Consider the following 18,098-nt stretch of genomic DNA (forward strand, 5'->3'; position numbering starts at 1 on the left):
GGAGTTCAATAGGGGTATGAGCAACGCGTCCACGATTAAGTACTCATCGGGTGCTGGGGTTGATTGGGCGGCGCTGATTGCAGGAGTTGGGTTAGGGCTCACCGTTGCCATGCAGGTCACGACGATGTCGTATTCAGATATTTCTTCTCCCTATGCGGTGATTACTTCGTTCTCACGGTTGTGTGCTCTGGTTGGCACTTATTTTGCAGTGCTAGGTATTTTTCTTATTGCAAGAATTCCTTTTGTTGAGCGTGGTGTGGGACATGACAGATTGGTGAGCTGGCATCGCAAGTTGGCGCCGTATTCACTCTTTCTTATTGGCTTTCACGTCATTTTCATTGTTCTGGGTTTTGCCGGACAAGATCAGATTCCTTTGTATAAAGAAACGTGGAACATGCTCACAAAGTTTTATTGGATGTGGGCAGCCCTTGGCGGATTTGTATTGATGATCTTGGCAGGTGTGACCTCTTATAAAAAGGCAAGAGCCAAGATGTCTTATGAGACGTGGTGGATTATTCATATCTATACATACGCAGCCATTGCGCTCTCCTTTATGCACCAAGTGCTCAACGGTTCTATGTTTGTGGGACATCCGCTTAATCGATTCTTCTGGACTGCTTTGTATGTCGTGATGGGTGCTTCAGTTTTGTATTGGCGTATTGGTTTGCCATTGGTGCGCTCACTGCGTCACAACATTAAAGTTGATCGTGTTGTGATTGAAGGACCTGGTGTTGTCTCCGTCATTATGCGCGGGCGCAAGCTGCACAATCTTTCGGCGCAAGGTGGACAGTTCTTCTCGTGGCGCTTTTTAGAAAAAGGGCATTTACTTGTTGCACATCCTTATTCTCTGTCGGCTGCGCCGACTGAGCATTATGTTCGCATTACTGTGAAAGATTTAGGCGATCACTCTCGTTCGCTTGCGCTGTTGCGTCCGGGCACACGTGTCTTTGTGGAAGGTCCGTATGGTGCTTTCACAGCAGGACGTTCATCTAGTCCACACGTTCTTCTAGTTGGCGGTGGTGTGGGCATTACACCTATCCGTGCAATCATCGAAGAGTTTAAAAACGGTGTGCAGATGGATGTGATCTTTAGAGCATCTAAGGAAGAAGATTTAGTTTTGCGTGAAGAACTAGATTACTTAGAGGCGCATTCTGATGGCACGATACGCGTGCATTACTTGGTTGGACCGCGTAAGAATCATCCAATGAATGCTAGATCTCTCACAAAGCTAGTGCCTAGCTTTGCCGATGCTGATATCTATATATGTGGGCCTACGCCGCTGGTGGACTCTGTGCGCAAAGCAGCCCAAGATGTTGGTGTTCCAAAAGATAAGTTTCATGACGAAGCATTCGGATATCACACGGAGATCAAATGAAGAGAGCGCTCTTAATCGCTGGTGGCACAGTCGGTGGGTTGGGTGCTGTCTTAATGATTACTCCACCAAATCTTTCAAAGACAACGTTGATTGCAATTGATACTGCCGCACCTGCACCGAGTGCGAAACCCACTGCTGCAGCGCCAACAGTTGCACCTGCCAAGCCTGTTGGTGGTGTGACTGGTTCATTTACTGGTGATCCAGTCACTATGCGTTATGGAATTGTGCAAGTAAAGATTACGGTTGAGAACGGCAAAATTACTGATGCGCAAGCGGTGCAGGCACCATCTGGTAGTAATGATCGTTACACACAAAAGGCTGTGCCTGTATTACGCCAGCAGACAATTGCTATTCAATCTGCAAATGTGCAAGGGGTATCAGGTGCTTCCTTTACGTCATACGGCTGGTATGAATCACTTGCATCCGCCATTGCAAAAGCTGGTCTATAAAACTTCTCATGCGCCAGCGCCACACAATCGATGCTTGGGGCACAAAGCTTTACTTTGATTGCGATGGAGAATCCTTTGATTCAGATGCAGCCTTTGCTGAGATAGCTGCTTTTGTTTCTTTGATTGATGATTTGTTTTCAACATATAAGCCTGACTCTGTTGTGTCGCAATTACGTGATGGACGGATGCAAATAGGCGATGCGCCAGCTGATGTGATTGAAGTTGCTAATTTGTGCGCAGTTGCTAAAGATTTAACGGAAGGTGCATTTGATCCGTGGGCGGTGCCGGGTGGTTTTGATCCCAGCGGGTATGTAAAAGGATGGGCAGCAGATAAGTGCGCAGATATTGCACAAGAACATGGAGCGCAGCGCGTGCAGATAAACTTTGCAGGAGATTTAGCGCTGCGTGGTGGTTTCAATGATGCAGGCGTCATAAAGCCTTGGTCTATAGGTATTTCTAATCCAGATAACACACAAGAAGTTGTGAAGGTTGTGGAGATATTCGATGGTGCCATTGCAACCAGTGGTGATTACGAACGAGGCGCGCATATTCATGATCCCTATACGGGCATGATTGCAATCGGTGCGCGCTCTGCCAGTGTTATTGGCCCTGATGCAGGGCTGTGTGACGCTCTGGCGACCGCGTTGATGGTTGCGGGCAAAGATGGTGGCAAATGGTTTGGATTGCCTGAGTTAGCTAGTTATTCGGCGTGGGTGGTAAATCGCAATGAGAACACTGCGTGGAGCGTTAACGACTAGCGGTGTTGAGTTGTTCTACTTCTTCCTTGCTCAATTTAATTATTTGAATAATTTCTAATAATTGCTCGACTGTGCGGGCACTTGCAATAGGTGCGCTGACTGCGGGGTTTGATCGAAGCCATGCAAGGGCTACAGCAGACATTGAAGCGCCGTGATTTTTAGCAATGGCGTCTAGTGCATCAATAGTTGCCCAACCAGTTGGTGTCATGTATTCCTTGACTGCTTCTGCGCGTACTGATTCAACTGTGATGCCGGGGCGGTATTTGCCAGAGAGGAAACCTTTTGCAAGACCATAGAAGGGAAGTGCAGACAAACCGTTTTTGGTGACAACTGCTGCTTGTTCTGCTTCAAAGGGATTGCGAGTAATTAAGTTGTAGTGATCTTGTAATGCGATGTATGAAGCAAGGTTGTTAGCCTTTGCTGTGTCTAGTGCATGTTGCAGGCGAGCACCTGAGTGTTGTGATGCGGCGATGTAGCGGATTTTGCCCTCGCTTATGTGTTTTGTGTATGTGGCGAGGGTTTCTTCGGTGGGAACTTTTAAATCATCTTCGTGTGAGTAATAAATATCAACATAATCTGTTTGTAGGCGGCGTAATGAGTCATCGAGTGCTGATGTGATGTTTTGTGGTGATAAACCGCGGCGCGTGGAAAGTTTGGCAACCTTTGTTGCAAGAACAATGTTGCCTCTGTTGTTGCGTGCTTTCATCCAATTACCGAGGATGACTTCTGATTCTCCGCCTGAATTTCCCTCTTTCCATTCGGAGTACACATCGGCGGTGTCGATGAAGTTTCCACCGGCTGCGACGTAGGCATCTAGGACTGCAAAGGATTGGGGTTCATCTGCGCTCCAACCAAAGACATTTGCACCCAGGCATAGGGGATGAACTATGAGATCTGTCTTTGGCAGTGTGAACATGGATACAACCTAAGGCAAGATGCTCTCATGGTCGAGACCACCGGTGGCTTTACTAGCGCGCAGCTAGCCCTTGAAGCACAGACACTTATGTTGCCATCGCTATCACACGCCGAAGCAATTGAAATTGGTGAGATCGCTATTGGACTTGGACGCGATAGAGCGTTGCCAATTGCTGTTGAAGTTCGATTAGGGCAGTGGAGTGTTTTTCATATTTCATTGCCGGGTTCAACAGATGTTAATGATTGGTGGATTGCGCGCAAAGCGCGCGTTGTGATGGCAAAGGGCACATCAACAATGTTTGAAAGAGTTGCAGCTGAAGAAGCTGGCGTTAATTGGTATGAGCACAATGGATTATCTGAAGAGCTACACGCTGTCCACGGTGGTGGATTTCCGTTAAACGTTACAGGTGCTGGGATGGTTGGAATTTTACTAATTAGTGGATTGCCACAGGTGCAAGATCATTTGCTCGGTGTTGAAGTCATTGCCGAATATCTAGCGCGTAAAGGTGAACAAAGTGCAATTCATTGATGACGCCGAATTTCAGATAAATATTGATTTAGATCAAGGTGCGCGTATTTCATCCTTGATCTGGCGAGATATGCAATTTGCTGTTCCGTTTCGTGGATCTCCTCTTACTTATGGTTGGTATGCAATGGCGCCATGGGCTGGGCGTGTGCGAGATGGAATTATTAAATCTCCGAGCGGGCAAGAGTTTCAGTTACCAACGAATGCGCATCCACCGCATGCCATTCATGGTTTTGGTTATGAATCATCGTGGCAAGAAATTGGTCCAGGGCGTTCTATGTTGTATTTACCAAAACCATATGGCGGCGCGACGGTGGAACAATCAATTGAAGTATTAGATGATGCCATTCGGTGGTCACTTGAATACGATCCTGGCGATTGCGACCTGCCTGCATGGATGGGATTTCACCCATGGTTTGTGCGAGATCTAGATCGTGGAGGAAGCGCCGAAGTGGAATTTAGCGCGGCCAAGATGTTATCCCGCGACTCAGATGGAATGCCTGATGGACAAATAGTTTCACCGAGTGCGCAGCCGTGGGATGACGCATTCACAGAGGTGCGCGGAACCCCCAGTGTTGTGTGGGAAGACGTTGCGCGCATCAGTATCGAATCAGATGCGCCGTGGTGGGTTGTTTATACCGAAGATCCTGATGGCATCTGTATTGAGCCACAGACCGCACCCCCTGATGCGCAGAACTTAGGTATTACCGGCGAGCACTACATCGAAGCGCTATTTGTCTTTGAAGAAGAATAAGTAGGATTTGCAGATGATTAATCGCGACCACCTAGCAAAGCTGATGAAGATCGAAGAGAAGCGTTTTCTTGCGCGCACTAAAAAAAGTGGCGCACTCTTTAAGCAAGCGAAGAAGACGATGCCTGGTGGCGTTCCAATGTCATGGATGACTAAGTGGCCGGGTGCATATCCACTCTTTGTGAAAAGCGCTAAAGGTGCACACTTTAAAGATGTCGATGGCAATACATACATTGATTTTTGTTTAGGGGATACCGGCTCTATGACAGGACACTCACCTGCTGCAACTGTTGCTGCGATTAAGAAGCAACTGAACTCTGGTTTAACTGCGATGTTGCCAACTGAGGATGCACTCGCCGTTGGTCGGGACTTAACAGAACGTTTTGGTCTGCCGATGTGGCAATTTACTGTCTCCGCCACCGATGCCAATCGACATTCAATTAGATATTGCAGACTTGTAACGGGCAAACAAAAGATCATTGTGATCGATAAGTGCTATCACGGCTCTGTTGATGAAACTTTTGCAACGCTAGATGCTGCTGGCAACACAGTGAAGCGCGAAGGAAACATCGGAGCACCTGTTGATTTGTCTGAGACAACTCGAGTGGTGGAGTTCAATAACTTAGCTGCGATGGAGGCAGCCCTTGCTCATGGCGATGTTGCAGCGATTTTGATGGAGCCTGCGATGACAAACATTGGAATTGTTCTGCCTGAAAAGGGTTATTTAGAAGCAGTTGGAAAACTTGCTAAAAAATATGGCGCTGTGTGGATTATTGATGAGACGCACACTATTTCTGTGGGACCTGGTGGAATGACAAAATTGCACAAATTAAAGCCAGATATGTTGACCATTGGCAAGGCTATTGCAGGTGGCTTGCCTACTGGAACATTTGGAATGACAAAAGATATTGCAGATCAGATTGCCGCAAAGGTAAAGCGCGAAATTGTTGATACTGGCGGCATTGGTTCCACATTAGCTGGCAATGCTTTATCTGCAGCTGCCATGCGCGTGACGCTTAAAAAAGTTTTAAATGAGAAGAATTTTAAGAAGATGATTGCCCTGGGCACACGCTGGTCAGATGGTGTCGATGCTGCGATTAAAGAGTTCGGCTTGCCGTGGCACTGCAATCGTTTAGGCGCACGTGGTGAGTACATATTTGCATCAAAGGCGCCGCGCACAGGCAAAGAAGCGGCCGATGGTGGAGATTTTGAATTAGAGCAATACATCCACTTGCGTCTGCTCAATGATGGCTTCTTGTTAACGCCATTTCACAATATGGCGCTGATGTCACCTGATACAACAAAGCAAGATGTTGATGCGCATACCAAGGCATTTCGCAAGATGTGCGCTGAATTAATTAAAGCCTAAGGATTTATAGAGGCCTAATCCTTTTTCATTATCAGCATCCACATATAACATCGATCGCTTCAAGCCTTTGCCAACTAAGTAATTCATTGCTGCAATCGAGACCGCACGTCCTATTCCTTTGTGGGCGTGCTCTGGGTGCACACCAACGACATATAACTCACCAATGGGATCTTGATTAACGAATTCGTCGTGAATCTTTGTCCAGCAAAATCCAATGATTGTTTCGGCTTCAACAACTAGGAAAAATCCATTGGAATCAAACCAGTGCTCTGCCATGCGGTTTTCAAGATCTGCCATTGCCCAATTTCCTTGATCAGGGTGGCGGGCAAAGATTGTGTTGTTTAACTCAAGCCATTGTGTTTTATCGGTTGAAGGGTTGAATGTGCGAATTGAGTATGAGTGTGCGATTTCGGGAATTGGATCGCCTAAGGAGCGGTGGATCTTAAGAATATGGCGCATATGAATTAAACGCGCTCAGAAATATTGGAATCTTTTCCATTGTGAGGCAATGTAAATCTGTATCCCACGTTTCGAACGGTGCCGATGATTGCTTCAAACTCTGGACCAAGCTTTGAACGCAAGCGACGGATGTGGACATCAACTGTGCGAGTACCACCGAAATAGTCATAGCCCCAGATTTCTTGCAGTAATTGCGAACGAGTAAATACTCGACCTGGGTGCTGTGCTAAATATTTGAGCAATTCAAACTCTTTAAATGTTAAATCAAGTGCTCGACCTTTGATGCGGGCGCTATATGAGTTTTCATCGATGACAACATCTCCTGTGCGAATTTCTCCAGAGGTTGGATCTGAAGCGTTAATCAATGATTGATAGGTGCCGATTGCAAGGCGAATGCGTGCATCTACTTCTGCGGGACCTGCTGTATCGAGCATGACATCGTCGATGCCCCATTCAGCGCTAATTGCAGATAAGCCACCTTCAGTTGTAATTGCAATGACAGGAGCGCCAACACCAGTGGTTGTGAGCAACTTTGTTAAAGATTTAGCAGCAGGTAGATCGCGACGAGCATCGATGAGAAGTACTTGCATATCTGGAACATCGACTAGAACGCTGGCTTCTGCTGGAAGAATTTTAACGCTGTGTTGTAGCAAACCCAGTGCTGGTAAAACTTCAGCGCTGACACCTTGTGTGTTTGTCAGTAATAACACGGTGGCCATCGTCGGGTTTCCTATTCCTTGTAAGTGCGCAACAATACTCTTGTGAAATCCTTGCTTCCACTCGTTATCGTGCTTGCGCTGGCTACTGCCTACGGCTTCTGGCACAAATTACGCGAGGGACATTTCAAAGTGCGCAGAAGCAAGGCTGCAGCGCTAGATGCGGCGATGCTGGGCTCACCTCTTGGATCTCGAGTGACGTTGGTGCAATTCTCATCAGCATTTTGCACACCTTGTCGCACGACCCGTGCACTTTTGTCTCAGATGACAGCTGACATGCACGATGTGGTCCATCTTCATATCGATGCCGAGGCAAACCTGGATCTGGTCAATCGCCTCAATATTTTGTCCACCCCAACGACGCTAATTCTTAATAAGTCAGGCACCGAAGTCGGCCGCGCTGTTGGTGCGCCTAAACGCGATGAAGTTCTCGCGGCAATTGCCTCAGTTAAGTAAGTGCAAGTTCTTCGCAATTAGTCTTTCGCTTTTAACTTCTTTATCCTTTCCTTCATGTCACAACAATTAAAAACACCAACCCTTATTGATGTTCGTGGTCCACGTTTCGGTGCTGCAATTACATTAGTTGTTTTAGCAATTGCACTTGCAACACAAAATGCGTGGTTTCTAACTCTTCAAGGAGTTGTCTTTGCAATTGGGGCAATCCGCGGTCCTCAATTCACTCCGTATTCATTTATTTTTAAGCGCGTAGTTAAGCCGCGACTTCGTGGGGAAGTTGTGACTGAAGATTCACGTCCACCACAGTTTTCAATGGGTGTTGGTCTGGTCTTTGCACTCGTTGGCTTACTTGGTTCGGCAATCGGATCTGCAGCGCTATTTAATGTCGCAGTCGGGTTTGCACTCGCCGCATCATTTTTAAACTCTGTCTTTAATTATTGTCTTGGTTGTCAGATGTATCTGCTCGTCTTAAGAGTTCGTAAGCGCTCAATTTAAATAACTAACAAATAGGAGAAATAAATGTCAAGAGAAAGCGCCCTTGTAACAACTGACTGGGTGTCAGAAAACCTTACAAATCCAAAGGTTGTATTTGTTGAAGTAGATGAAGACACAACACTCTATGAACAAGGCCACATCCAAGGCGCAATCACTTTCCACTGGCGAGATGACTTGCAAGATGGTCTTGTGCGTGACCTTGTTTCAAAGGAGAAGTTCGAAGCACTGCTTTCAAAAAATGGTATTGCAAATGACACAACAGTTGTTCTCTATGGAGGCAATAACAACTGGTTTGCAACATATGCATATTGGTATTTCAAGATTTACGGACACCAAGATGTTCGCTTGATCGATGGTGGACGCAAGCTCTGGGAGCTAAAGGCGTTGCCATTGGTTAAGGAAGTTCCAGCACGCGCTGCTACTCGCTATGTTGCAAAGGAGCGCGATAACACAATTCGTGCATTCCGCGATGAAGTAATTGCTGCAATCGGAACACTTAACATTGTTGATGTTCGCTCTCCTGCAGAGTTCTCAGGTGAACTTGCAGCCCCTGCTCACCTTCCACAAGAAGGCGGACAAATTAAGGGACATATTCCAACTGCTAAGAACATTCCATGGTCAAAGGCGGCGAATGAAGATGGAACATTTAAGGCAGAGGCAGAACTTAAATCAATCTATGAAAGCGCTGGCGTTGATCTTGCAAAAGACACAATCGCTTATTGCCGCATCGGCGAGCGTTCTGCATTCTCATGGTTTGTATTACATGAGTTACTAGGCGTTAACAATGTTAAGAATTACGACGGTTCATGGACTGAATACGGTTCATTAGTCGGCGTGCCCGTAGCTGTTGGTGCATAGTTGAGAACATGCGGTGCAACACCTGGTGGTCCTTCCCTTGATGGAATCGATCTAACTAAACAGAGCGTTATCCAAGGCGTCATACTCAGGGACGGCGATGCTGATGGTGTGCCAAATGGTGCACCTGTGGCTAATGCTCATATTCGTTTATTAGATAGCCACGGTGAATTCACCGCAGAAGTACCAACAAATACCGATGGACAATTTCGTTTCTTCGCAGCCCCAGGTGCATGGACTCTCGTAGTTCTAGCACCGGGGGTGCGTAAGGAGTTAAGCGTGAGCGCAGCAACGGGTATTCCCGCAGATTTAATTATTCAAATCTAGATTAGACTTGCCTTATGGCCGACAAGCACGAATTACGCGATAAGGGATTACGCCTTACACCGCAGCGCGAATTAGTTTTATCTGCTGTGCGCGAATTAGGCCATGCAACCCCTGAAGATGTTGCAGAAAAAGTGCGCCTAACGCATCCCGGAATTAATTTATCTACTGTTTATCGCAACTTAGAAACTCTTGAAAACGTTGGCCTTGTTCAGCACACACACTTAGGCCATGGCGGTGCGACTTATCACGCAGCAGAAGAGTTAACCCACTTACACCTTGTCTGCGGAACTTGCGAAGCAGTAGGCGATGCACCGATCACAATTGCTGGTCAATTCGTAAATGCGCTCGCAGATGATTATGGGTTTAAGACAGATGTTTCACACTTTGCAATTTATGGCACATGCGCTGCCTGTGTTGCTAAACAGAAGTGAGCCCAGTCGGCGTGAGCGCAGTGCTAGTTGAAGATGGCCCAGATAAGGGCGCTATTTGGCATTTCGGTGAGCCAGTAAAAGAACAACGCGCACTTGAAAATGGCAGTGCGTGGGCTGATTTATCTCATCTAGATATCGTTGCAATCAAAGGTGAAGATCGACTTACCTGGTTACACGCGCTGACAACTCAGCACCACGAACAATTACAACCAGGTGTGTGGCAAGAAGCTCTGATTCTTGATCCACAGGGTCATGTGCAATACCAATTTTTGTTAGTCGATGATGGCGATTCAGTCTTTTTAGTTCTAGATCCCGGGTACAAAGAAACGCTCATTGAGTACCTCAACACAATGAAATTTATGTTGCGAGTAGATGTTCGTGATGCAAGTGGTGAATATGCGGTCTTGCGTGCACCGGGTGCACAAACAGATCTTGGTGGACCTTTCGCACTTGTGCCACGAGGTGAACTAGATGAGATGCGCAAAGTATTTAGCGAAAACGCAACACAAGCGGGTACGTGGGCACTAGATGCCATGCGCGTTGCCGCAGGTCGCATTCGAATTGCTTTTGAAACAGATCACAAATCAATTCCAAATGAATTAGGTGTGCTCAATAAATCCGTACACATGGCAAAGGGTTGCTATCGCGGACAAGAAACCGTTGCCAAGATCTATAACCTCGGAAATCCCCCACGTCGCTTGGTTTTATTACACCTAGACGGAAGCGTTGTGACATCTCCCGCTCAAGGCACAGATGTGATGAATGGTGAAGTAAGAGTTGGTTTTATTGGCACCGTGGCGCGTCACCATGAATTAGGCACAATTGCTTTGGCAGTTATTAAACGAAATACACCAGTTGAAGCACAGTTAGAAGTTGATGGTATTCCTGCTATTCAGCAGGTAATTGTTCCGGCTTAATAAACTAACGCTTGCGTGCTCTCGCGCGTTATTTCTTCAACAAATGATGCGGCGCCTTCAATAACAATTCCTTTTATTTGATCGCCATCATTGATGTTACGGCGCACAGCGCACTGTGAACACAGAACAACTCGCGCACCAGAGACCAGCGCAGCTAATTGATCTGCAAGGGGCGCGGCGTGTGGCAGTTCAAACTCTGCAGCTTTTCCTGGCACTGCAAAATAGGCAGCATCACCAGTTAGCCAGAGTGAAACGTTGATGCCAGATGCTAAGGCCGCAGATGCAACAGAGAATGCTTGAGATACGCGCTCTGGTGCTTCAAGGCCGGCTGTTAATTTGATGACGAGATTTGCTGTGCGAGACATAGGACAACTCTAAAGTACGCTTGCGGGTATGGAAATCACAACCGCTGTGCTTTTAGCCGTTGCAGCCCTTGGGCTCGGCGTGGGCTTCATGATTTATGGTGTTCGTAGAAAAGAACGTCAAGCGCGCGCTCGTATTCGCAGTGCATATTACAAAGGTCAGCGTTAGTGGTCTTTACAATTCCAGAAGGTTTACATCCAGATCTTAATCCACTTGCGTGGTTAGTTGGAACATGGCGAGGCAAAGGTCGCGGTGAATATCCCGGTATTGAGCCATTTGAATACAACCATGAAGTTGTTTTTAATCACGATGGTCGTCCATTTTTAAATTACTACTCACGTTCATGGATTATTGATGCAGAAGGTGAAGTAATTAGACCTGCTGGATCTGAAACTGGATTTTGGCGAGTGAAACCAAATAATGTTTTAGAAGTTTTGATTTCACATAACACCGGAATCACAGAAGGTTGGGTTGGACAATTCGATGGTCCAAAGATTCAACTCGTTATGGATCAGGGCTATTCAGCGCCGAGTGCAAAGATTGTTACAGCAGGTGTTCGTTTATACGGACTAGTTGCTGGCGAGCTCTTCTTTGCCTATGACATGGCTGCCGAAGGAAAAGAACTACAGGCTCATATCTGGTCTTCCCTTGCTCGTTCAAGTGATTGAGTTTCAAGTACACGGGTAGACTTGGCACATGAACGGTCGCATTGCCACATTGATGGTGCACACATCACCACTGGATCAACCAGGTATTGGTGATGCTGGCGGCATGAATATTTATGTGACTGAAAGCGCCGAACGTATGGCTGCGATGGGCGTTGAAGTAGATATTTTTACGCGCCGTACAAATAAAGATGTTGCAGATATTGTAGAAATTTCTCCAGGTGTGCGTGTTCGACACCTAAACGTTGGACCAATAGATGGAGTTACAAAAGAGCGTTTACCTGAATTAATCGGTGAATTATCACAAGAATTTACTCGCTTGCTGAGTCAGGACTCTTATGACGTAATCCATTCTCATTATTGGATCTCAGGAAAAGTAGCTATGCCAGCGGCTGAAAAACTAGGAATTCCACTGGTGCACACAATGCACACCATGGCTCGCGTGAAGAACTTAAATTTGGCCGAAGGTGAATCACCAGAACCAATGATTCGCGTGCAGGGTGAAACTCAAGTTGTTGCAGCCGCCACAGGATTAATTGCCAATACAGATGCAGAGGCTGCAAGTTTGGTTTCTCTCTACAGTGCGTGTCCTGACAATGTTCATGTTGTTAGCCCTGGTGTGGATCTATACACATTTACTGCCGGTGCAGGGCGCGCGGCAGCACGCGAAGAAGTTGGTTTCGCGCAAGATGCGCTAGTAATTACTTTCGTTGGACGTATTCAGCCACACAAGGGCCCTGAACTATTGATTCGTGCAACATCGGAGATGATTAAGCACTCACCACAACTTCGTCCAAAGCTTGTTGTAAACATCATTGGTGGCGCATCCGGTGCCAATACCGCAGAAGTAGAACGCATGAAAGAACTAGTTGCCTGGCTTGGAATCTCAGATGTTGTGCAATTCGCGCCCCCTGTTCCACGTGCAGATTTGCCACAGTGGTATCGCGCTGCAGATTTAGTGTGTGTGCCAAGTTATTCCGAAAGTTTTGGTTTAGTTGCACTTGAAGCACAAGCATGTGGAACACCAGTTGTGGCAACCGCAGTTGGTGGACTGCGAACAGCAGTTGCTGACGGTATTTCTGGAGTATTAGTAGATGGACATGATCCACGTGCGTGGTCGTCTGTTCTTGCACGTTTAATTCAAGAGCCACAACGTCGTGTTCTTTTGTCCCTTGGTGCGATCGAGCACGCATCACACTTCGGTTGGGATGCAACTGCGCGCGGAACACTAGATATTTATGATCGCGTGCTTTCAGATGTTCGTGAAGCTCGTAAAACATCTGGTGCCTAATGGCTATTGATCCACGCGCTGTTATTGAAGAATTTCTGGATTCTCACGATTTAGATTACGACCGCGGCGATGAGAACACTTTTCTAGTTACTTTGCCAGGTGAGACAAAACTACAGACGCATTGCGCGCTTGTTGTGGGCGATCACTCATTAAGCATCAACGCATTTGTTATTCGAAAGCCTGATGAAAATGAAGCAGGAGTACATCACTGGTGCATGACCAAGAATGCATCGATGTATGGGGTTGCATATGCCATCAACACTCTTGGCGATATTTATCTAGTCGGTCGCTTGCCACTTAATGCAGTGACAGATCGCGAAATAGATCGCTTGCTTGGCGCGGTTTTGCAGTATTCAGACTCTTCATTTAATCCATTACTTGAACTCGGTTTTGCTAATGCAATTCGTCGTGAGTGGGCATGGCGAGTATCTCGTGGTGAATCACTGGCGAATCTAGAGTTTGCCCGTCACTTCATTTAGGATGCTCATATGACAATCAAACTCATTCTTTTGCGCCACGGTGAATCCGAGTGGAATGCAAAGAATTTATTTACAGGTTGGGTTGATGTCCGCTTATCCGCATCAGGTGAAACAGAAGCAAAACGTGGCGGCGCGTTATTGGCCGAGTGCGGTTTATTGCCAGATTTAGTTCACACATCTTTGTTACGTCGCGCCATTCACACATCGCAATTAGCGCTGGATGCATGTGATCGTCATTGGATTCCGGTTTCGCGTTCATGGAGATTAAATGAACGTCACTACGGCGCGCTACAAGGAAAAGATAAGAAAGAAACTCTTGCCGCATACGGTGAAGAACAATTCCAATTGTGGCGCCGTTCTTTTGATGTGCCACCACCAGCTATTGAAGATGGTTCAGAATTTAGCCAAGCTAATGATCCACGCTATGCAGGACTTGGAAGCAATCTTCCAAAGACAGAGTGCTTAAAAGATGTTGTCACACGCATGTTGCCGTACTGGCACGAAAACATTGCGCCAGATTTATTAAGCGGTAAAACCGTTTTGGTCACAGCCCACGGAAATTCGCTGCGCGCTCTTGTTAAGCATTTAGATGGAATTAGTGATGCCGATATCGCTGGATTAAATATTCCAACCGGTATTCCGCTGTATTACGAATTAGGATCTGATTTGAAGCCGGTTAAATCTGGCGGAGAGTATTTAGATCCAGATGCAGCTCGTGATGCAATTGCTGCGGTTGCCAATCAGGGTAAGAAATAATTAAGCTAAATCTGATGCGTACGTTCCTGTAACAAGGAAGTAGACACGACGAGCAACTGATACTGCGTGATCTGCATAGCGCTCGTAATAACGGCCAACTAGAGTCATATCGATTGCTGTTTCAATTCCGTGTGACCAATTATCATCGAGTAAAATCTCAAATAATTTACGGTGCAACTTATCCATCGCATCATCATCTTTTTCAAGTTCTACAGCGGCTAATGTGTCGCGAGAAGTAATGATTCCAGTTGTTTTTGTCATGATTCTCTGGGCTACTTCACCCATTTCTTGAATAATGAAAACTAATTCCGGTGGGATCGCGCATGCTGGATAACGCATGCGCGCAAGCTTTGCGATGTGGTGTGCAAGATCGCCCATTCGCTCGATGTCAGAGCTCATACGAATAGATGTAACGATTGTGCGTAGGTCACCAGCTACTGGTTGTTGACGGGCTAATAACGTAAGCGTGCGAGCATCTAGATCATGGTGCAAATTATCGATGCGCTCATCTTCAGAGATAACTTCCTCGGCAATGGCTAAATCTGCTTCCAAAATTGCTTTGGTGGCACGCACCATCGCGGTGTTAGCAAGTTGACTCATCTCGACAAGAGATACTGAGATGGCGTCTAGGTCATCATGAAAGGCGTCGCGCATTGCATAACCGTACCTTGAGCCTGCCTCTTCTTGGCGGAGGCAGGTTAACGGACATTGAATACAAGGCTAAGAAATGGGTTTTTTCATCCCAGGCTCACCCCCAATGGTGAGAGTTACACAAGCAAACTCTACGATGGTGCCATGTTTGGACGCCGATCATCACGCGAAAGTGCAAACGGCTCTGCACAGATTCCTTCAGGAATTGTTGACCTCCTCGAAGTTGTCGATGCAGAGTACTTATTACTTGCACCAGGTGAAATAGTTCTGCGCGCATCTGAAGCATCATCAACACTAGGTATGGTGCGCGATGGAAAATTAGTGAGCAATGAAATTTTAAACATTGTTCGTGCATGCAGACGTTCGCAAATCTCCCAAGAAGCCACAATCGAATTACCGCGTGGACCAATTGGTGAAGGTACACACAACTTATTGGTTCGCGTCTCTCCGATAGGCACACAAGGAGTGATTGCAGTTTTGATTTTCGATGACTCAGAGTTCAGGCGCCTAGATGCTGTGCGCAGAGATTTCGTTGCAAATATCTCACACGAGTTAAAAACACCGATTGGTGCGCTCTCAATATTGAGTGAAGCCGTGCTTGAGGCTAGCGATGACCCAGTTGCAATTACTCGCTTTGCAACAAGAATGCAGGCAGAAGCAAAGCGCCTTTCAGATTTAGTTCAAGAAATCATCAATCTTTCTAGAATTCAAGATGAAGACCCGCTTAAAAATGCAACTCCAATTTTAATCAGTGATCTTATTTTGCAAGCTATCGATGAATCTCGGTTATCTGCAGAATCTCGAGAGATCAAGATTGAATTCATTAATAATAGTGAAGTAACTATTTTGGGTGATGCAACTCAATTAGAAATGGCCATTAGTAACATAATTGAAAATGCCATCAATTACAGTCCTGATAAGACCAACGTTGTGATCTCATTAAGTAACGTTGATGGGTTGGCTGAAATAAAAGTTAAAGATCAAGGTATCGGAATCTCAGAGCAAGATATTGAGCGCATCTTTGAACGTTTCTATCGAGTTGATCCAGCGCGTTCACGTGCCACAGGCGGTACTGGACTTGGTTTATCAATTGTTAAGCACATCATCACAAATCACGGTGGAGACATCACTGTGTGGAGTGAGCAAGGCGAAGGAAGTACTTTCACGATGAGACTTCCTGAATTTATTGAAACAGGCGACTTGCAAGAGAACTTAGTAAGCGTCCCTAGTTTGACGGAGGAAAAGTAATGTCTCGAATTCTCGTAGTAGAAGATGAAGATTCATTTTCAGATGCATTGGGATATTTACTAGGTCGCGAAGGCTTCGATGTGTGTGTTGCCGATACAGGCACAAAGGCAATTGAAGAATTTGATCGTGGGGGAGCAGATTTAGTATTGCTCGACCTGATGTTGCCAGGTTTATCTGGCACCGAAGTTTGTAAGCAACTACGCACACGTTCTAATGTGCCAATCATTATGTTGACGGCAAAAGATTCAGAAATCGACAAGGTTGTAGGTCTTGAATTAGGCGCCGATGATTACATCACTAAGCCTTATTCCTCTCGCGAACTAGTCGCTCGTATTCGCGCAGTTCTGCGCCGCAACACTGGTGAATTCACAGATGAAACATCTTCTAGTGGCTCACTGGCAGCAGGTCCAGTTCGTTTAGATGTTGAACGTCACTTAGTTAGCATCAATAACGAGAGCGTTTCATTTCCACTCAAAGAGTTTGAATTACTTGAATTTCTCATGCGGAATGCTGGTCGCGTGCTGACACGTATGCAATTAATTGATCGTGTGTGGGGCAGTGATTATGTGGGAGATACAAAGACTTTAGATGTGCACATCAAGAGATTGCGCTCCAAGATTGAAGCAGATCCAGCGAACCCAGTAATTATTCAGACCGTGCGCGGTCTTGGATACAAGATGGAAGCTTAAGCAGTCGGTTCTGTACTAGGTGCTAAACCACTTGTAACTTCTGCATAAATACCTTCTTGTTCACGAACTAATACATTAAAAGTAATTTCGCCAGCTTTTCCGAAGAAGAGTGAAAGTTCTACATTCGCACCTGGCTTTAAGTTGGCGCCAACAATGACTGCCTTAGCGTTTGCAGTTTCGCCTTCAAAGCGAATTGTTTGATTTTGAGAAATAGTACTTACTCCGCCAAATACTGCTTGGTTTGCCCCAACTGCAAGACCTAAGAGAGCGTCATCATTTGCACCGGCATTGATAACGGTGCCAACTACGACTGCAGATCCATCTGGTTGAGCAACAAGTAAGAAATTTCGAAGAGAAATATTGTTATCGTCTTTGTTGATGCCGCCTTCTTGACCATCTGTAACTTTCTTAGTCAAGCGCGTAGTCGCGTTAGGTCCTGCTCCACAACCACTTAGTGAAAGTGCAAGAGCAACAATTACTAGTGGTGCAACGATTGTGCGAATACGCATTTCTAATCTCCAAGTACTTTGTAAAAATAATGTTTTCTCATTTGTCAAGATGTAATAAGCATATTCTCTCACGTCAAAAGGGCGTTTTTACCCGCTTAAATCCGAGGTGACTAACCCCTTAAATGACTGGTATTATTGGTCCCTAACGAAGGGCACCACATGTCATTTAAGGTCGGCGAAACCGTTGTTTATCCTCATCACGGAGCAGCACTTATCGAAGCCATCGAAACTCGAGTAATTAAAGGCGAAGAGAAGACCTACCTCGTTCTAAAGATTGCACAAGGCGATCTCACAGTACGCGTACCAGCAGAAAACGTTGACCTAGTTGGCGTTCGCGATGTTGTTGATAGTGCAGGCCTTGATCGTGTATTTAATGTTTTGCGTCAGCCATATACAGAAGAGCCAACAAACTGGTCACGCCGTTACAAGGCAAACCTAGAAAAGCTTGCTTCCGGTGATGTTATTAAGGTTGCAGAAGTAGTTCGCGATCTTTATCGCCGCGATCTAGATCGTGGATTATCAGCTGGCGAAAAGCGCATGCTTGCAAAGGCAAAGCAGATTTTGATTTCAGAGCTCGCACTTGCAGAGCGCACTGATGAAGAAAAAGCAGCAGTTATCCTCGATGAGGTTCTAGCTTCTTAAATTTTT

Annotated in this window: 26 protein-coding genes; 20 read left to right on the forward strand and 6 right to left on the reverse strand. The window is 46.1% G+C overall.

What is annotated here, in order from left to right:
* Positions 1-16: 16 nt before the first annotated feature.
* The 3 genes from PHILAsVB114_RS00590 to PHILAsVB114_RS00600 are packed head-to-tail and all read left to right on the forward strand — an operon-like array spanning position 17 to position 2,582.
* Complete coding sequence (locus PHILAsVB114_RS00590) at positions 17-1,375, forward strand: ferredoxin reductase family protein (RefSeq protein WP_095697482.1); 1,359 nt, start codon at positions 17-19, stop codon at positions 1,373-1,375.
* Positions 1,372-1,824 (forward strand): FMN-binding protein, encoded by a 453-nt coding sequence (locus tag PHILAsVB114_RS00595; RefSeq protein WP_095697483.1) that lies wholly within the window; start codon positions 1,372-1,374, stop codon positions 1,822-1,824. The genes PHILAsVB114_RS00590 and PHILAsVB114_RS00595 overlap by 4 nt, the downstream gene beginning before the upstream one ends.
* Before the next feature lie 8 nt (positions 1,825-1,832).
* Complete coding sequence (locus PHILAsVB114_RS00600; protein WP_095697484.1) at positions 1,833-2,582, forward strand: FAD:protein FMN transferase; 750 nt, start codon at positions 1,833-1,835, stop codon at positions 2,580-2,582.
* Here PHILAsVB114_RS00600 and PHILAsVB114_RS00605 read toward each other — a convergent pair.
* Positions 2,572-3,498 (reverse strand): aldo/keto reductase, encoded by a 927-nt coding sequence (locus PHILAsVB114_RS00605; RefSeq protein WP_095697485.1) that lies wholly within the window; start codon positions 3,496-3,498, stop codon positions 2,572-2,574. The genes PHILAsVB114_RS00600 and PHILAsVB114_RS00605 overlap by 11 nt on opposite strands.
* A gap of 27 nt (positions 3,499-3,525) precedes the next feature.
* Here PHILAsVB114_RS00605 and PHILAsVB114_RS00610 point away from each other — a divergent pair, with 27 nt between their 5' ends.
* From PHILAsVB114_RS00610 to PHILAsVB114_RS00620, 3 genes are read left to right on the forward strand one after another with little or no spacing between them, the layout of a single operon-like run.
* Positions 3,526-4,026, forward strand: a complete 501-nt coding sequence (locus tag PHILAsVB114_RS00610) for a heme-degrading domain-containing protein (protein WP_095697486.1) — start codon at positions 3,526-3,528, stop codon at positions 4,024-4,026.
* Entirely contained in the window at positions 4,013-4,777 is a 765-nt protein-coding gene (locus tag PHILAsVB114_RS00615; protein WP_095697487.1) for an aldose 1-epimerase, read from the forward strand. The genes PHILAsVB114_RS00610 and PHILAsVB114_RS00615 overlap by 14 nt, the downstream gene beginning before the upstream one ends.
* Positions 4,778-4,790: 13 nt before the next feature.
* The gene (locus tag PHILAsVB114_RS00620) at positions 4,791-6,143 is read left to right on the forward strand and encodes a transaminase (RefSeq protein ID WP_095697488.1); all 1,353 of its coding nucleotides are present in this window, start codon (positions 4,791-4,793) and stop codon (positions 6,141-6,143) included.
* On the opposite strand, the gene PHILAsVB114_RS00625 is transcribed toward PHILAsVB114_RS00620, so the two are convergent.
* The gene (locus PHILAsVB114_RS00625; RefSeq protein ID WP_095697489.1) at positions 6,129-6,602 is read right to left on the reverse strand and encodes a GNAT family N-acetyltransferase; all 474 of its coding nucleotides are present in this window, start codon (positions 6,600-6,602) and stop codon (positions 6,129-6,131) included. The two genes, PHILAsVB114_RS00620 and PHILAsVB114_RS00625, sit on opposite strands and share 15 nt — an antisense overlap.
* Positions 6,603-6,607: 5 nt before the next feature.
* Complete coding sequence (locus tag PHILAsVB114_RS00630) at positions 6,608-7,321, reverse strand: winged helix-turn-helix transcriptional regulator (RefSeq protein ID WP_095697490.1); 714 nt, start codon at positions 7,319-7,321, stop codon at positions 6,608-6,610.
* A gap of 24 nt (positions 7,322-7,345) precedes the next feature.
* Between PHILAsVB114_RS00630 and PHILAsVB114_RS00635 the strand changes: the two genes are divergently transcribed.
* From PHILAsVB114_RS00635 to ygfZ, 6 genes are read left to right on the forward strand one after another with little or no spacing between them, the layout of a single operon-like run.
* Positions 7,346-7,774 carry a thioredoxin family protein gene (locus tag PHILAsVB114_RS00635; protein WP_236850892.1) on the forward strand — a complete coding sequence of 143 codons (429 nt, stop codon included), beginning with the start codon at positions 7,346-7,348 and terminating at the stop codon, positions 7,772-7,774.
* A 54-nt stretch (positions 7,775-7,828) separates the two neighbouring features.
* Complete coding sequence (locus PHILAsVB114_RS00640) at positions 7,829-8,269, forward strand: DUF4395 domain-containing protein (protein WP_095697492.1); 441 nt, start codon at positions 7,829-7,831, stop codon at positions 8,267-8,269.
* Between the two features lie 24 nt (positions 8,270-8,293).
* Positions 8,294-9,127: a sulfurtransferase gene (locus tag PHILAsVB114_RS00645; RefSeq protein WP_095697493.1), complete on the forward strand. Its 834-nt coding sequence runs from the start codon at positions 8,294-8,296 to the stop codon at positions 9,125-9,127.
* The gene (locus tag PHILAsVB114_RS00650; protein WP_095697494.1) at positions 9,128-9,451 is read left to right on the forward strand and encodes a DUF1416 domain-containing protein; all 324 of its coding nucleotides are present in this window, start codon (positions 9,128-9,130) and stop codon (positions 9,449-9,451) included.
* 14 nt (positions 9,452-9,465) lie between these two features.
* Positions 9,466-9,882 carry a Fur family transcriptional regulator gene (locus PHILAsVB114_RS00655; protein WP_095697495.1) on the forward strand — a complete coding sequence of 139 codons (417 nt, stop codon included), beginning with the start codon at positions 9,466-9,468 and terminating at the stop codon, positions 9,880-9,882.
* Between the two features lie 11 nt (positions 9,883-9,893).
* Complete coding sequence (gene ygfZ / locus PHILAsVB114_RS00660; protein WP_095698636.1) at positions 9,894-10,799, forward strand: CAF17-like 4Fe-4S cluster assembly/insertion protein YgfZ; 906 nt, start codon at positions 9,894-9,896, stop codon at positions 10,797-10,799.
* Here ygfZ and PHILAsVB114_RS00665 read toward each other — a convergent pair.
* Positions 10,796-11,164 carry a DsrE family protein gene (locus tag PHILAsVB114_RS00665; RefSeq protein WP_095697496.1) on the reverse strand — a complete coding sequence of 123 codons (369 nt, stop codon included), beginning with the start codon at positions 11,162-11,164 and terminating at the stop codon, positions 10,796-10,798. The two genes, ygfZ and PHILAsVB114_RS00665, sit on opposite strands and share 4 nt — an antisense overlap.
* Positions 11,165-11,192: 28 nt before the next feature.
* On the opposite strand from PHILAsVB114_RS00665, the gene PHILAsVB114_RS06940 reads away from it, so the two are divergent.
* Genes PHILAsVB114_RS06940 through PHILAsVB114_RS00685 form a run of 5 tightly spaced genes read left to right on the forward strand, consistent with a single transcriptional unit; the run spans position 11,193 to position 14,353 of the window.
* Positions 11,193-11,330 (forward strand): hypothetical protein, encoded by a 138-nt coding sequence (locus tag PHILAsVB114_RS06940; RefSeq protein WP_157906130.1) that lies wholly within the window; start codon positions 11,193-11,195, stop codon positions 11,328-11,330.
* Complete coding sequence (locus tag PHILAsVB114_RS00670; protein WP_095697497.1) at positions 11,330-11,830, forward strand: heme-binding beta-barrel domain-containing protein; 501 nt, start codon at positions 11,330-11,332, stop codon at positions 11,828-11,830. The genes PHILAsVB114_RS06940 and PHILAsVB114_RS00670 overlap by 1 nt, the downstream gene beginning before the upstream one ends.
* Positions 11,831-11,858: 28 nt before the next feature.
* Positions 11,859-13,118, forward strand: a complete 1,260-nt coding sequence (gene mshA / locus PHILAsVB114_RS00675; protein ID WP_204246802.1) for a D-inositol-3-phosphate glycosyltransferase — start codon at positions 11,859-11,861, stop codon at positions 13,116-13,118.
* Positions 13,118-13,597 (forward strand): type III secretion system chaperone family protein, encoded by a 480-nt coding sequence (locus PHILAsVB114_RS00680; protein ID WP_095697498.1) that lies wholly within the window; start codon positions 13,118-13,120, stop codon positions 13,595-13,597. The genes mshA and PHILAsVB114_RS00680 overlap by 1 nt, the downstream gene beginning before the upstream one ends.
* Before the next feature lie 9 nt (positions 13,598-13,606).
* Entirely contained in the window at positions 13,607-14,353 is a 747-nt protein-coding gene (locus PHILAsVB114_RS00685) for a phosphoglyceromutase (protein ID WP_095697499.1), read from the forward strand.
* Here PHILAsVB114_RS00685 and phoU read toward each other — a convergent pair whose 3' ends face one another.
* On the reverse strand, positions 14,354-15,007 hold the full coding sequence (phoU, locus tag PHILAsVB114_RS00690) for a phosphate signaling complex protein PhoU (RefSeq protein ID WP_095697500.1): 654 nt from the start codon (positions 15,005-15,007) through the stop codon (positions 14,354-14,356).
* 141 nt (positions 15,008-15,148) lie between these two features.
* On the opposite strand from phoU, the gene PHILAsVB114_RS00695 reads away from it, so the two are divergent.
* Complete coding sequence (locus PHILAsVB114_RS00695) at positions 15,149-16,252, forward strand: sensor histidine kinase (RefSeq protein WP_095697501.1); 1,104 nt, start codon at positions 15,149-15,151, stop codon at positions 16,250-16,252.
* Positions 16,252-16,941 carry a winged helix-turn-helix domain-containing protein gene (locus PHILAsVB114_RS00700; protein WP_095697502.1) on the forward strand — a complete coding sequence of 230 codons (690 nt, stop codon included), beginning with the start codon at positions 16,252-16,254 and terminating at the stop codon, positions 16,939-16,941. The genes PHILAsVB114_RS00695 and PHILAsVB114_RS00700 overlap by 1 nt, the downstream gene beginning before the upstream one ends.
* On the opposite strand, the gene PHILAsVB114_RS00705 is transcribed toward PHILAsVB114_RS00700, so the two are convergent.
* Positions 16,938-17,450: a hypothetical protein gene (locus PHILAsVB114_RS00705; protein ID WP_095697503.1), complete on the reverse strand. Its 513-nt coding sequence runs from the start codon at positions 17,448-17,450 to the stop codon at positions 16,938-16,940. The two genes, PHILAsVB114_RS00700 and PHILAsVB114_RS00705, sit on opposite strands and share 4 nt — an antisense overlap.
* 159 nt (positions 17,451-17,609) lie before the next feature.
* Between PHILAsVB114_RS00705 and PHILAsVB114_RS00710 the strand changes: the two genes are divergently transcribed.
* Positions 17,610-18,092: a CarD family transcriptional regulator gene (locus PHILAsVB114_RS00710; RefSeq protein ID WP_095697504.1), complete on the forward strand. Its 483-nt coding sequence runs from the start codon at positions 17,610-17,612 to the stop codon at positions 18,090-18,092.
* The last annotated feature ends 6 nt before the right edge of the window (positions 18,093-18,098 follow it).

It is taken from the genome of Candidatus Planktophila limnetica (genome assembly GCF_002288365.1).
Taxonomy (GTDB): Bacteria; Actinomycetota; Actinomycetes; order Nanopelagicales; family Nanopelagicaceae; genus Planktophila; species Planktophila limnetica.

Bases quoted from the DNA above. Each gene is read 5' to 3' on its own strand.
- PHILAsVB114_RS00590 (WP_095697482.1), top strand. From the start codon at position 17: ATGAGCAACGCGTCCACGATTAAGTACTCATCGGGTGCTGGGGTTGAT.
- PHILAsVB114_RS00595 (WP_095697483.1), top strand. From the start codon at position 1,372: ATGAAGAGAGCGCTCTTAATCGCTGGTGGCACAGTCGGTGGGTTGGGT.
- PHILAsVB114_RS00600 (WP_095697484.1), top strand. From the start codon at position 1,833: ATGCGCCAGCGCCACACAATCGATGCTTGGGGCACAAAGCTTTACTTT.
- PHILAsVB114_RS00605 (WP_095697485.1), bottom strand. From the start codon at position 3,498: ATGTTCACACTGCCAAAGACAGATCTCATAGTTCATCCCCTATGCCTG.
- PHILAsVB114_RS00610 (WP_095697486.1), top strand. From the start codon at position 3,526: ATGGTCGAGACCACCGGTGGCTTTACTAGCGCGCAGCTAGCCCTTGAA.
- PHILAsVB114_RS00620 (WP_095697488.1), top strand. From the start codon at position 4,791: ATGATTAATCGCGACCACCTAGCAAAGCTGATGAAGATCGAAGAGAAG.
- PHILAsVB114_RS00625 (WP_095697489.1), bottom strand. From the start codon at position 6,602: ATGCGCCATATTCTTAAGATCCACCGCTCCTTAGGCGATCCAATTCCC.
- PHILAsVB114_RS00630 (WP_095697490.1), bottom strand. From the start codon at position 7,321: ATGGCCACCGTGTTATTACTGACAAACACACAAGGTGTCAGCGCTGAA.
- PHILAsVB114_RS00640 (WP_095697492.1), top strand. From the start codon at position 7,829: ATGTCACAACAATTAAAAACACCAACCCTTATTGATGTTCGTGGTCCA.
- PHILAsVB114_RS00645 (WP_095697493.1), top strand. From the start codon at position 8,294: ATGTCAAGAGAAAGCGCCCTTGTAACAACTGACTGGGTGTCAGAAAAC.
- PHILAsVB114_RS00655 (WP_095697495.1), top strand. From the start codon at position 9,466: ATGGCCGACAAGCACGAATTACGCGATAAGGGATTACGCCTTACACCG.
- PHILAsVB114_RS00665 (WP_095697496.1), bottom strand. From the start codon at position 11,164: ATGTCTCGCACAGCAAATCTCGTCATCAAATTAACAGCCGGCCTTGAA.
- PHILAsVB114_RS06940 (WP_157906130.1), top strand. From the start codon at position 11,193: ATGGAAATCACAACCGCTGTGCTTTTAGCCGTTGCAGCCCTTGGGCTC.
- mshA (WP_204246802.1), top strand. From the start codon at position 11,859: ATGAACGGTCGCATTGCCACATTGATGGTGCACACATCACCACTGGAT.
- PHILAsVB114_RS00680 (WP_095697498.1), top strand. From the start codon at position 13,118: ATGGCTATTGATCCACGCGCTGTTATTGAAGAATTTCTGGATTCTCAC.
- PHILAsVB114_RS00685 (WP_095697499.1), top strand. From the start codon at position 13,607: ATGACAATCAAACTCATTCTTTTGCGCCACGGTGAATCCGAGTGGAAT.
- phoU (WP_095697500.1), bottom strand. From the start codon at position 15,007: ATGCGCGACGCCTTTCATGATGACCTAGACGCCATCTCAGTATCTCTT.
- PHILAsVB114_RS00695 (WP_095697501.1), top strand. From the start codon at position 15,149: ATGTTTGGACGCCGATCATCACGCGAAAGTGCAAACGGCTCTGCACAG.
- PHILAsVB114_RS00700 (WP_095697502.1), top strand. From the start codon at position 16,252: ATGTCTCGAATTCTCGTAGTAGAAGATGAAGATTCATTTTCAGATGCA.
- PHILAsVB114_RS00705 (WP_095697503.1), bottom strand. From the start codon at position 17,450: ATGCGTATTCGCACAATCGTTGCACCACTAGTAATTGTTGCTCTTGCA.
- PHILAsVB114_RS00710 (WP_095697504.1), top strand. From the start codon at position 17,610: ATGTCATTTAAGGTCGGCGAAACCGTTGTTTATCCTCATCACGGAGCA.